Annotated in this window: 11 protein-coding genes; 4 read left to right on the plus strand and 7 right to left on the minus strand. The window is 46.3% G+C overall.

Features of this window, described 5'->3' with window-relative positions; translation table 11 throughout:
- Positions 1–4: 4 nt before the first annotated feature.
- A complete protein-coding gene (locus IAD09_09535; protein ID HIT82463.1) occupies positions 5–976 on the plus strand; it encodes a methionyl-tRNA formyltransferase in 972 nt (323 codons plus the stop codon).
- Between the two features lie 53 nt (positions 977–1029).
- Here the strand turns inward: IAD09_09535 and IAD09_09540 are convergent, their stop codons facing one another.
- The 7 genes from IAD09_09540 to IAD09_09570 all read right to left on the minus strand — a co-directional run bounded on the left by IAD09_09540 (position 1030) and on the right by IAD09_09570 (position 9420).
- Positions 1030–1704 carry an acyltransferase gene (locus tag IAD09_09540; protein ID HIT82464.1) on the minus strand — a complete coding sequence of 225 codons (675 nt, stop codon included), beginning with the start codon at positions 1702–1704 and terminating at the stop codon, positions 1030–1032.
- A gap of 83 nt (positions 1705–1787) precedes the next feature.
- Positions 1788–3101 carry a UDP-glucose/GDP-mannose dehydrogenase family protein gene (locus IAD09_09545; GenBank protein HIT82465.1) on the minus strand — a complete coding sequence of 438 codons (1314 nt, stop codon included), beginning with the start codon at positions 3099–3101 and terminating at the stop codon, positions 1788–1790.
- 14 nt (positions 3102–3115) lie between these two features.
- Positions 3116–4498 (minus strand): undecaprenyl-phosphate glucose phosphotransferase, encoded by a 1383-nt coding sequence (locus IAD09_09550; protein ID HIT82466.1) that lies wholly within the window; start codon positions 4496–4498, stop codon positions 3116–3118.
- A gap of 53 nt (positions 4499–4551) precedes the next feature.
- Positions 4552–6426, minus strand: a complete 1875-nt coding sequence (locus IAD09_09555; protein ID HIT82467.1) for a DUF349 domain-containing protein — start codon at positions 6424–6426, stop codon at positions 4552–4554.
- 129 nt (positions 6427–6555) lie between these two features.
- Entirely contained in the window at positions 6556–7329 is a 774-nt protein-coding gene (cas6, locus tag IAD09_09560; protein HIT82468.1) for a CRISPR-associated endoribonuclease Cas6, read from the minus strand.
- A gap of 69 nt (positions 7330–7398) precedes the next feature.
- Positions 7399–8571 carry an insulinase family protein gene (locus IAD09_09565; GenBank protein HIT82469.1) on the minus strand — a complete coding sequence of 391 codons (1173 nt, stop codon included), beginning with the start codon at positions 8569–8571 and terminating at the stop codon, positions 7399–7401.
- A gap of 78 nt (positions 8572–8649) precedes the next feature.
- Positions 8650–9420, minus strand: coding sequence for a peptidylprolyl isomerase (locus IAD09_09570; protein HIT82470.1), 771 nt, complete (start codon positions 9418–9420; stop codon positions 8650–8652).
- Positions 9421–9676: 256 nt separating this feature from the next.
- On the opposite strand from IAD09_09570, the gene cysQ reads away from it, so the two are divergent.
- The 3 genes from cysQ to cysD all read left to right on the plus strand — a co-directional run bounded on the left by cysQ (position 9677) and on the right by cysD (position 12089).
- The gene (cysQ, locus tag IAD09_09575; protein ID HIT82471.1) at positions 9677–10489 is read left to right on the plus strand and encodes a 3'(2'),5'-bisphosphate nucleotidase CysQ; all 813 of its coding nucleotides are present in this window, start codon (positions 9677–9679) and stop codon (positions 10487–10489) included.
- A 15-nt stretch (positions 10490–10504) separates the two neighbouring features.
- Positions 10505–11104 carry an adenylyl-sulfate kinase gene (gene cysC, locus IAD09_09580; protein HIT82472.1) on the plus strand — a complete coding sequence of 200 codons (600 nt, stop codon included), beginning with the start codon at positions 10505–10507 and terminating at the stop codon, positions 11102–11104.
- A gap of 73 nt (positions 11105–11177) precedes the next feature.
- Positions 11178–12089: a sulfate adenylyltransferase subunit CysD gene (gene cysD / locus IAD09_09585; protein ID HIT82473.1), complete on the plus strand. Its 912-nt coding sequence runs from the start codon at positions 11178–11180 to the stop codon at positions 12087–12089.
- Positions 12090–12091 lie beyond the last annotated feature (2 nt).

Consider the following 12091-nt stretch of genomic DNA (forward strand, 5'->3'; position numbering starts at 1 on the left):
CATCATGGATAAGAAAGACTTGCGTATCGTATATATGGGCACTCCCGACTTTGCCGTCGAAAGTCTCAAACGGCTGGTCGAAAACGGCTATCACGTTGTCGGGGTCATTACCATGCCCGACAAGCCTGCCGGCAGAGGTCACAAGATACAATTCTCACCTGTCAAGCAATATGCCCTGTCACAAGGATTACCCCTCTTGCAACCCGAAAAGCTGAAAGACGAGAATTTCCTGACCGCTCTGCGGGCTTGGAACGCCGACTTGCAAATCGTCGTGGCCTTCCGCATGCTGCCCGAAGTCGTGTGGGACATGCCCCGTCTCGGCACCTTCAACCTGCACGCCTCTCTCCTGCCGCAATACCGGGGCGCCGCACCCATCAACTGGGCCATCATAAACGGTGACACGGAAACCGGTGCGACAACATTTTTCCTCTCCCATGAAATCGATACCGGTCGCATCATCATGCAACGCTCCTTGCCCATTGCTCCCAACGACAACGCCGGCACCATACACGACAAATTGATGACCATGGGAGCCGAAATGGTGACCGACACTGTCGATGCCATTCTCGACGGTAATATCTCCTGCATCGAACAAGAGAGCCTCATGACCGAAATTCCGCTGCGTCCGGCCCCCAAAATCTTTAAGGAAGATTGCCGTATCGACTGGTCTCGCTCCGCACGAGAAATTCACAATTTCGTGCGAGGACTCTCGCCATATCCGGCTGCCTGGTGCGAATGGAAAGAGGGTGCCAATACATATTCTCCCATCAAGATTTTTGAGACAGAAATAAAAGAGTCCCTCCACGATAACCGGCCGGCCGGGACTATCACCACCGATGGGAAATCTTACATCGAAATCAAATGCGGACAAGATGCCCTGCGTATCGTGTCGCTACAACTGCCCGGGAAAAAGAGACTCCCCGTTGCTGAACTACTTCGGGGGTTCCCCTTGAACAGCTCATATTGTTGTATATAATCACATCATATGAATAAAAGATATAGGCGAGGAAAAATCCTCGCCTATATCTTTCATGGCAATTTGTATCTATTCCAATCAATGTTTTCTTTCAACAATTTTGCCGGAATTCCTCCATATAGGGCATTACTGTTTTCCAATTTTCCCGATACGACACAACTATTGGCAATAATACAAGAATGAGGAATTTGAGAACCTTTCAATACTCTTGTATGAGCAGTAAGCCATACATGATTCCCAATAATAACGGATTGAGCGTAATTTACGCGTTTGTTAGTATCTTTATCTATAATCGAATGACTGTCGCCATTTCTTATTTCTATATCATTAGAAAACATACAATCGCTTCCTATCGTGATATTTTGGCCTTCTGTCGAGGCAATATGGCCACTTTCAATAGTAAAATCTTCTCCAATAATAATGGAACTGGTATCATCTTGCAACCAAAATTGAGTATTCGACACGATGGTAGCACCACCGCCTATTTCTAAGATACAATTATTTCCCAATATGACTATCTCACAATTATGCAATCGAGCTTTATTCCCTATAATAATCTTATTATTAGAACCTCTAATATTAAATTTCACCTTATTGAGGAATACTCCTTTTTTATATATTTTATTTGAGCCTATGTATTTCCAACTATTATTGCGATGTAAGACATTATATACAAACGCTACAATATACAATAACTTTCGATTCTTCTTAATTACATCTTTTAACATAAGAAAATGGATTTAATCGTTCTTATGCAAAGATATACTATTAATTCGTCTTATTCGACTTTTTTAATATTTTTACCAACAAATTATCGTCCGATACAAAGATAGGTGAATCCCATTTTACGCAACTCTTCGGCATCGTAGATGTTGCGCCCGTCGATAATCAACGGCGTCCGCATCGTCTTCTTGATTACGCCCCAGCTCGGCAACCTGAACTGCTTCCACTCCGTCAGCATCAAAAGTGCATCGGCTTCGAGTACGGCATCGTACATGTCGGTCGCATATTCCACACTCCCGCCTATCCGCCGACGACACTCGTCCATCGCTACCGGGTCATAGACTTTCACCTCACACCCGGCTGCCTGCAACAGTTTTATGGTCACCAACGACGTCGCCTCACGCATGTCATCGGTCTCGGGCTTGAACGACAATCCCCACAAGGCGATTTTCTTCCCTTGCAAGGCTCCGTCATAGTAAGCACTCAATTTCTTATACAATATTGTCTTTTGTGCTTCATTCACCTCTTCTACGGCTTGTAATACACGCATGGGGTAACCGGCTTTCTCGGCCGTCTTTATCAGCGCTTTTACGTCCTTGGGAAAACAACTGCCCCCATATCCGCAACCCGGATAGAGAAATTTCGATCCGATGCGGCTGTCGCTGCCTATGCCTTTGCGCACCATGTTGACATCGGCTCCCACCAGTTCGCAGAGGTTGGCAATGTCGTTCATAAACGAGATGCGCGTGGCCAACATCGAATTGGCCGCATACTTGATCATCTCGGCCGAGGGTATGTCGGTAAAGATGACGCGGAAATTATTCAACAGGAACGGACGGTAAAGCCGGCTCATCTTCTCTTGTGCCTGTTCGCTCTCGACACCCACTACGACACGGTCGGGCGACATGAAATCCTTGATGGCCGCCCCTTCTTTCAGAAACTCCGGATTCGAGGCCACATCGAACGGGATTTTCTCGCCCCGCTGGACCAACTCTTCTTCTATGACCGCCTTTACTTTCTTGGCCGTTCCGACCGGAACCGTGCTCTTGGTTACCAGTATGGTGTATTTTTTGATGTTCTGGCCAAATGTCCGGGCTACGGCCAAGACATATTGCAGGTCGGCGCTTCCGTCTTCATCGGGCGGCGTGCCTACGGCCGAAAACACAATCTCCACATCATCGAGACATTCCTTCAAATCGGTCGTGAAATGCAGTCGGCCTTCCCGAGTGTTCCGAAGCACCATTTCATCAAGCCCCGGCTCATATATGGGTACCTGACCCTGTTGCAACCCTTCGATTTTTGCTTTATCTACATCTACGCAGGTTACGTCTACGCCCATTTCGGCAAAACATGTGCCCGAGACCAATCCTACATAACCGGTCCCTACTATCGCTATCTTCATATCGTTATCGTGGTCTATACGGCATTATCGTCGCCCTTGAATAATAAGACAAAGGTGAGAAATATTATCTTCAAATCCAATAAGATGTTCCAATTTTCGATATACCAAATATCATATTCGACCCGTTTTTCCATTTGCCACAACTCACGGGTTTCACCTCTATACCCATTGATTTGGGCCCAACCGGTAAGCCCCGGCTTTGCAAAATGACGAACCATGTACTTGTCGATAATGGCCGAATATTCCCGGGTATGTTTCAACATGTGCGGGCGAGGCCCCACAAAAGACATCTCGCCCTTAAAGATATTAAACACCTGAGGCAGCTCATCGAGGCTGGTTTTCCTCAGGAAATGGCCAATGCGTGTAATACGCGGGTCATTGGCCGTCGCCTGCAACTTATCGGCCTCTGCATTCAGCCGCATGGTTCTAAATTTCAAGCAACTAAATTCGCGCCCCATATATCCGGTTCGTTTCTGTTTGAAAAGTACCGGACCGGGAGAAGAGAACCGCACCAAAAGAGCAATGGGCAGATACCATATCGGCGCCAATAGGATCATAAAAAGCGAAAACAAGAAGTCGAACGCCCTTTTCACGAAACGTCCCGTCCATCGTTGCAACGGCTCACGGCATATCGACAGCAACGGGGTATTCCCCATGATTTGATAATGCAGGCGCCGAGGTATGTATTGGGATATTTCGGGTAAAATAAAGAAACGTATGCCGTTCTGCTCTGAGAAATAAAGCAAATCGACGATTTCGGCATTTTGAGTATTGGGTAATGCGCAATAAATTTCGTCGATATGTTTTTCGATGCAAAATGCCGCCACGTCATCGATTGTTCCCCGCAGCTGCTCCTTCTCACACTTCGGGGCGGTATCATCATCAAAAAAGCCCATAAACCGGAACCCATATCCGGCATCGGATTGCAACTCTTTATAGAGTGACATTCCCGACGAACCGGCGCCGACAATAATGACCCGCTTGAAATTGTATCCACGACGTCGAATGTATCGCAGGAGACGATTCGACAATAACCACCACAGGTTTAAGAAACAAAAGAAGAAGAGGAACAACAACAGCAATCCCATCGAGTCAACATCGACCTTGACGCACGCCATGCAGGCCAAAAAGAGCAGGAAGCCGAAAAACACCGACTCCGACGCAATCAGCAACAAACGGTCGACATACACGATGCGCATGTTATGCACATACCTGAAAAAGAAGGCGATGGGCAAATATGAAAGATTCAGCAACAGACACACGAGCTTCCGCGAATCGCCATCGGGCAACATCTCGGGAAAGAGCATCAGTAAAAATAAAAAGGCGACATTGAGACACACAAAGTCGCCTAAGGTTATTATTTTACTGATCAAATGTCCATAACCTTTCCTTACCATAACAACCGCGTTTATGATAAGATAACGGAAAAATTGAAAGTTTATTGTATTTATTATCGCAATTTTTCGTCAATCAATTCGATTTTTTGGACGAGCAACTGCATGTCATCTTTCAATTTGTCGATTTTACGTTCCAACTCCTCGACCATCTTATTCCCCGATTTGGAAGAGACATTGAGAAATCCCATGTTATTTTGGTAGGTCTGCAAGCTGTTTTTCATGCTCTCATAGGCCCGCATCAGGCGCTCACGCTCGCGATAGAGTTTGTTTTGGGCCTGCTCGGAAGAGGCCAACTCCTCGACCGTATTGCTGAATGCATCTAAGCGGTTACGAGCCTCCTTCATATTCCAACGCTTGAAGTGGACATCAAGTGCCGTTTGGTATTGCTTGCGCAACTTGTCTTTTTCCTTGAACGGGACATGACCGATGGCAGCCCACTCCGACATCAAGGCTCTGACTTGTGTCAATCCGGCATTCTTATCGAGAGTCTCATCGATGGCGTTGAGCTTCTCTATGATTGCCTGCTTGGCTTGCAAATTATCTTGTTCTTCGTTTTTCTTCGAAGCAAATTCTTGTTTCCTGCGGTCGAAAAAGTAATCGCATGCCTCGGTGAAGCGTTTCCAAATGGCATCGGAATATTTGCGAGGTACAGCGCCTATGGTGCGCCACTCTTTTTGGAGTTGGGTCAATTTTTCCGATGTAGCTCGCCAATCGGTACTCTCTTTTAAAGCCTCGGCCTGCTCACAGAGAGAGCGTTTCTTTTCGAGATTGAGCGACATGGCGTCTTTTACGGTCTTGTAGTATTCGGCCTTGCGCGAGAAAAAGAGGTCACACGATTTTCTGAAACGCTCAAACAACTGCGTGTTTACCTTGCGAGAGGCAAAGCCCACCGCTTTCCAACGTTCTTGCATATCCAACACGCTCTTGGTCTTTTCGTCCCATGCCGAGAAGGATTGCAACGAATCGAGGTCGATAGCCTCTATCTCTTCACACAATGCGGTTTTGGCCTCTTCGTTGGCCAACTCGTTTGCTTTTATCGTTTCGAAATATTGCTGGTGACGTTTGTTGATGACGGTCGAAGCCTCTTTGAAACGATTCCATATCTCTTCGCGCATCTCTTTCGATACCGGACCTATGCCTCGCCACTCCTCATGCAAGTTTTGCAAGGTCTTGAAAGCGTCCAGTACATCATCATTGGCAGCAAGCGCCTCGGCCTGTTCACAAAGGGCGGTCTTCTGTTCCAAATTCTTTTTGAAATCATAATCACGCAACTCCTTGTGTATTTTCAGCAAGTCATAAAAATTCTCACTGTATGTCTGGAACGTTTTCCAAAGGTCGCTGACCGCCGATGCCGGCACATTTACGATTTCCTTGAATTCTTGCTGGCGTTCCTTGAAGTCATTGTAATATTTGCCGATGTTATCGGGATCCTCGGTATAGCTCTTTATCTCATCGAGAATAGCTTGTTTGCGAGCCAAATTGTCCTGACGTTCTTTTTCTTGCTGCTCGATATAGACGGCTTTCTTTTCCTTGAAGCTGTTGAGAAGCGTTTTTAAAGTCTCTTCGAGAGAATCGAAAGGAATTTGGAATTCGCCTTTGTTTTCTTCCGGCATTTCATCATACGCCCGATGAGCCTCTTCGATTTCGTTTTTCCGCAATTTGTAATACTGTTGCTTCAAAGCATCGATTTCGTCTTTCACTTCTTCGACAGGTATCGCCAACAGTTCCTTGATGCGCTCAACAATTTGCTCACGCGTACAAGGGTTTTGTACCTGTGTATCAGCAACCGATGTTTCGGCAACCGATTCCACAGCTTCGGGAACAGGAAGTTCGTCCGTTTTAGCAACAGGTTCGCCATTCCCGGCGACATTAATCGTATTTTTCTCCTCGGCTTTACCTTCGGGAGAAAGAATATTTTGAGGCTCCATCATTATACAAAATTTTAATTAAGGCATAATTTTATCTCACAAAACAAAGAAAAATTTTCGTTTCTTCATAACAAATCTCCGCATTTTTTCGCGAAGAGCGGCATTTTATGTTTTTTCAGCGTTTCACTTTTATTCATATAATTCAATGCAACCAAATCCCAGGCTTATCTTGTCGCCCAATCCCGTGTTATGTATAAGTTGTTGCAAGATGGGGTGTAATGTGAGTCTGAATTTACACATATAACCTATCACTTTCGATTCTTCTCGCGTAAACCGTTTGATGAATATTCCCTTTCGTTTGGGGGGCGCAATCAGTTCAAACTTGAAATTGGTCTCATAGGGAAATTCTTTCCCATAGAAATAGTTGTATTTTTCGAGAATCGTACGCAACAACATTTCTTCATAATCGGGCGATTCGGGCCCTATATATTCAAAACTGCGATTGGATCTCATACAAGAGACCACAATGGGCGACAACGACAGGTAGGTCATCGTCTCGGTATATTCCACCGGCTCGCTTTTGTGTATCTCTTCTATCTTGAATGCCACTTGGGATTTTCGGTCACCGACCAATACCTCCCGCCCCTCGAAGGCATTTCGAATGAATTCTTCACTGCCCCTCTCGGGTAGGGTCGAAATCCATAATTGTACTTTTTTGGCCAAAACATACAATCGGTCTTCCTCGACTTTGATTTTCGGTATATATAGGTTCGACACCGACATCAATTTATATCGGGTATTCATCTCCGGCAAAAAGCCATTGATGCCCAGCCACTGCTCATACGCTCCACTATCTTCGGTCAAAATTCGATGCACACACGACGACAATTCATACTGATAACTTACCGGCAGTACATTCCCCGCCAGTTCGGCCTGTACAGATAGCACTAACTTAAATCGCATAATTCTTATTCCTCCTTACTTGTAAGTTTTATCTTACTTTTTCATCAAATCCTTTTTTTAACGCGTACCTCAACAGCTGTTTTGGGCTTTGTAATACAACGTCGACATATTATTCGCTCTAAATATCGCTTGGGCCGTCGTTTGTAACGCTTCCGGCGTAATGCGATAATATTTTTCTATTTCATGGTCGATGGCTTCAGCTTGGTCGAGCAACTCGAAATAAGCCAAATTGGCTGCCTTGTCGACATAACTCAAATTTGAGAAAAGATAGTTTGTCTCAAATTTATGAACCATCTTGCGGATTTCCGGTTCTGGAACGGGTTCACTGCACAACTTTTCGAGTTCCTCTTCTATGGCTTCATCGGCTTGTTGCATCGATACGCCCCGATTCAATCGTCCGTTTATCAAGAAGAGGCCGGTTTCTATATCTCCGGTGATACTGGCATCTATGGCCGTAAAAAGGGGCTTTTCCATGACCAAGTGTCGGAAAAGACGTGATGAACGGCCATTCGAAAGTATATCTGAAATCAGATCACACGTTTGGTAATGTTCTCCGCCCCTACCTTCCATGTGGAAGGCTTTCACGATAGCGTCCATCGGGACATCTCGCTCTACCTCCTTTTGGCGAGGGGCCTGCTGTTGAGGTTCGGGCAAAATATGTCGAGACGGTATCGTCCTCTTCTCAATAGGGGCAAACCATTTTTCGGCCAGTCTCAAAGTCTCTTCATACGAAATATTTCCGGCGACAGCCAATATCGCATTGTTCGGTGCATAGTGGCTATAATAAAACGATTTTACCTCATCGAGAGTAGCCCCTTCGATATGAGTTATGTCACGACCTATTACCGGCCAGCGATATGGGTGACGAAGATATGCCATTTCGCGTATCAAAGCCGGAATATCACCATAAGGCTGATTCAATGTCCGCTGTTTGAATTCCTCAATGACAACTGCTTTCTGGATGTCGAGGCTACGCTGCGAAAAGTCCAATCCCAACATACGGTCCGATTCCAACCAAAAGGCGGTCTCCACATTCTGCCGAGGGACTATGGTATAGTAATTTGTAATATCATTGCTCGTCCATGCGTTGTTCTCGCCTCCTGCCTGCTGCAATTCGGCATCGAAATCCGACACATGAAGCGACCCTCCGAACATGAGGTGCTCAAACAAATGGGCAAATCCCGTACGGTCAGGCGACTCATCTCTCGACCCCACATCGTACAATAGATTCAAGGCGACCATCTGTGTATTGCAATCGGCATGATGCAATAACCTCAATCCATTGGGAAACTGATATTTATTTACCTCTATCACTTATTTTCAATCCAGCACTTTCATGCTCATTTTTATGTCATGCTCGGGTCTATCTCCGTCTTGAGTCGGTACCGCCTCTATAAGATCTAAGACATCGAGCCCTTCAACCACCTCCCCGAATACGGTATAATCTCCGTCGAGATGCGGTGCGCCCCCGACAGTCGTATAGGCCGTTTTCTGCTCCTGGGAGAAATGGAAGCCACCCTCGTTCCGCATAATGTCTTTCAACTCGGCCAGAAGCTTTTCTTGAAGTTCAACCAGTGCCGGCTGATTTTTCGAACGGCGATACTGCATAATCTCTTCCCGATGTGCAGCGACCAGCGACTGGAATACCGATTCTTCCTTCCGTCGAGTCAGTTGCTGCTCCATCGATGCAAGTTGACCTTCGGAGAAAACTGCACCCGTGACAATATAAAATTGCGAACCTGACGATTTTTTTTCGGGATTTACATGGTCGCCTTGCCGGGCTGCGGCCAAAGCTCCTTTTTTATGGAAATGAGCAGAGACGAACTCTGCCGGAATCGTGTAGCCCGGCCCGCCAGAGCCCAACGCCTGTCGAGGTTTTGCCTGTCGGGAATCGGGGTCTCCACCTTGTATCATAAAGTCTTTTATTACTCTGTGAAACAACAGACCGTCATAATATCCACTATTCACCAACTTCACAAAGTTATCCCTATGTTGAGGCGTATCGTTATATAATTTCACAACGATTTCTCCCATATCGGTCTTTATCGACACATAGGTATGACTTTTATCACGCATGGTACACGATGACATGAATAAAATTATTGAGATTAAAAATATAAACCTACAATTCACAATACACCCTTTACCTTCTCTTTAAAGAAGGGATTGTTTGCATTATACATTAAATCCGAAAGGACATTTTTTGTTTGGAAGCAAATTTACATGTTTGCTCGATACCCTGCAAGGCTTTTAATGAAAAAAATTACTCTCTTCATGCAGAAATGTCCCTCGGTCTATAAATAATTCGTATATTTGCAAAATTGTATGACGCATTTTGTCCATTGACATGACAGCTGAAAATTTGTTATTACTGGCTATACACGCCTCATTAAAGGCCGGAGACGATATTCGCCGCATCTACAACAAGTCCGAAAGCGATTTCGGTATCGAATACAAAGCCGACCACTCACCTTTGACGATTGCAGACAAAGCATCGGACGCCACTATCGGACAGATGCTCGAAACAACCCCCTATCCCATTCTCACTGAGGAGAAAAAAGCATTACCTTTTGACGAAAGGAAAAATTGGGAGAAGTTATGGATTGTCGACCCCCTCGACGGGACCAAAGAATTCATCAAACGAAACGGGGAATTTACTGTAAACATAGCATTGGTCGAGAAGGGAATCCCTATGCTCGGCGTTATCTATGTCCCCGTCAAAGAGCGTCTCTACTTCGGATGCGTAGGCATGGGAGCCTTCCGCGCCGATGATATAACCCGCCTTTCCGAAGACAGCACCTTGTCTGATATTATCGCCGCATCGTGTGCATTGCCACTCTCCACCGATACCAGACGGCCGTTCACGGTTGTGGCTTCGCGCTCTCATCTCTCGCCCGAAACCGAGACTTTCATCAACGACCTGCGCAAAGCCCACCCCGAACTCGAAACCGTCTCGATAGGAAGCTCGCTAAAAATATGCCTCGTGTGTGAAGGAGCGGCCGATATATATCCCCGTTTTGCCCCGACCATGGAATGGGACACGGCAGCCGGCCATGCCATAGCCCGTGCCATCGGGAAAGAAATTCTCCACACCGACAGGTCGACACCGCTTCGATACAATAAAGCAGATCTTCACAACCCTTGGTTTATCGTAGAATAAAATCGTATAACAACAATGGAAAAACACATATATCCCATATTCGACCGCATGCTGCAACGTAGCGACCGAGAAAAATTGTTAGGACAAAGAGGTGTCATGCTGTGGTTCACCGGGCTGTCCGGCTCCGGTAAAAGCACCTTGGCCGTCGCTCTCGAACGAGAATTATACAACAACGGCATCTTGTGCCGTATCCTCGACGGAGACAACATTCGCACAGGCATCAACAACAATTTAGGATTTTCCGAAGCCGACCGCATCGAAAACATACGCCGCATTGCCGAAGTGGCCAAACTCTTCGTCGACTGCGGTATCGTAACGATAGCGGCTTTTATCAGTCCAACCGAAGAAATCAGGCAAATGGCCGCCAACATCATCGGTTCCGATGATTTTCTCGAAATCTATGTAAGCACACCGCTCGAAGTCTGCGAAGAAAGAGATGTCAAAGGGCTCTACAAGAAAGCCCGACAAGGTGAGATAAAAAATTTCACGGGTATCTCGGCACCATTTGAAGCACCGAGCAACCCGGCCGTCACCATCGACACATCGGCACACACACTCGAAGAAAGCATAAATTTGCTCAAAAAAATCATCATGCCCCAAATAAAGCCCATGTAGTATTTCCCTCCTTAAAAATAAATTGGTTACATTTGCGGCTCCAAACAACGAGAATATCCGAAAAAAACGAAACATCATGTCAGAATACAAACTGAGCCACTTGAAAGAGTTGGAATCGGAATCGATTCATATCATACGAGAAGTGGCTGCCGAATTTGAAAATCCGGTCATGTTATACTCCATCGGCAAAGACTCGTCGGTCATGGTAAGACTTGCCGAAAAAGCCTTTGCTCCCGGAAAAGTGCCGTTTCCTTTGATGCACATCGACTCAAAATGGAAATTCAAAGAGATGATTGAGTTCCGAGACAAATATGCCAAGGAACACGATTGGAATCTGATTGTAGAGTACAACAAAGAAGCATACGAGGCCGGTGTGGGTCCCTACACCCATGGCAGCAAGGTGCATACCGACTTGATGAAGACGCAAGCCCTGCTCCATGCCCTCGACAAATATAAATTCGACGCCGCATTCGGCGGTGCCCGTCGCGACGAAGAGAAGTCTCGTGCCAAAGAACGCATTTTCTCATTCCGCGACCGCTTCCACCAATGGGATCCCAAAAACCAGCGTCCCGAGTTGTGGGACATCTACAACACCCGGGTGCACAAGGGTGAGTCGATACGCGTGTTCCCGCTTTCCAACTGGACCGAATTGGACATTTGGCAATATATTCGTCTCGAAAATATCCCCATCGTCCCCCTCTATTTTGCCAAAGAACGGCCCATCGTCAACATCGACGGCAATCTCATCATGGTCGACGACGACCGTATGCCCGAAGTCTACCGGAAACAAGCCAAGATGATGAAAGTTCGCTTCCGCACCCTCGGTTGTTACCCCCTGACCGGAGCCATCGAATCCGAGGCCGACACGATAGAAAAAATCGTCGAAGAGATGATGACCACCACCAAAAGCGAACGCACTACGCGCGTCATCGACTTCGACCAGGAAGCCAGTATGGAACAGAAAAAACGTGAAGGATACTTCTAAGC

Origin of the sequence: Candidatus Caccoplasma merdavium (genome assembly GCA_018715595.1) — a bacterium.
GTDB classification, from domain to species: Bacteria; Bacteroidota; Bacteroidia; order Bacteroidales; family UBA11471; genus Caccoplasma; species Caccoplasma merdavium.

What these genes read in the sequence shown, in the direction of transcription:
- IAD09_09540 (HIT82464.1), bottom strand. Translation starts at nt 1,704, where the DNA reads ATGTTAAAAGATGTAATTAAGAAGAATCGAAAGTTATTGTATATTGTA.
- cysQ (HIT82471.1), top strand. Translation starts at nt 9,677, where the DNA reads ATGACAGCTGAAAATTTGTTATTACTGGCTATACACGCCTCATTAAAG.
- IAD09_09565 (HIT82469.1), bottom strand. Translation starts at nt 8,571, where the DNA reads ATGGTCGCCTTGAATCTATTGTACGATGTGGGGTCGAGAGATGAGTCG.
- cysC (HIT82472.1), top strand. Translation starts at nt 10,505, where the DNA reads ATGGAAAAACACATATATCCCATATTCGACCGCATGCTGCAACGTAGC.
- cas6 (HIT82468.1), bottom strand. Translation starts at nt 7,329, where the DNA reads ATGCGATTTAAGTTAGTGCTATCTGTACAGGCCGAACTGGCGGGGAAT.
- IAD09_09555 (HIT82467.1), bottom strand. Translation starts at nt 6,426, where the DNA reads ATGGAGCCTCAAAATATTCTTTCTCCCGAAGGTAAAGCCGAGGAGAAA.
- IAD09_09535 (HIT82463.1), top strand. Translation starts at nt 5, where the DNA reads ATGGATAAGAAAGACTTGCGTATCGTATATATGGGCACTCCCGACTTT.
- IAD09_09550 (HIT82466.1), bottom strand. Translation starts at nt 4,498, where the DNA reads ATGGTAAGGAAAGGTTATGGACATTTGATCAGTAAAATAATAACCTTA.
- IAD09_09570 (HIT82470.1), bottom strand. Translation starts at nt 9,420, where the DNA reads ATGTCATCGTGTACCATGCGTGATAAAAGTCATACCTATGTGTCGATA.
- IAD09_09545 (HIT82465.1), bottom strand. Translation starts at nt 3,101, where the DNA reads ATGAAGATAGCGATAGTAGGGACCGGTTATGTAGGATTGGTCTCGGGC.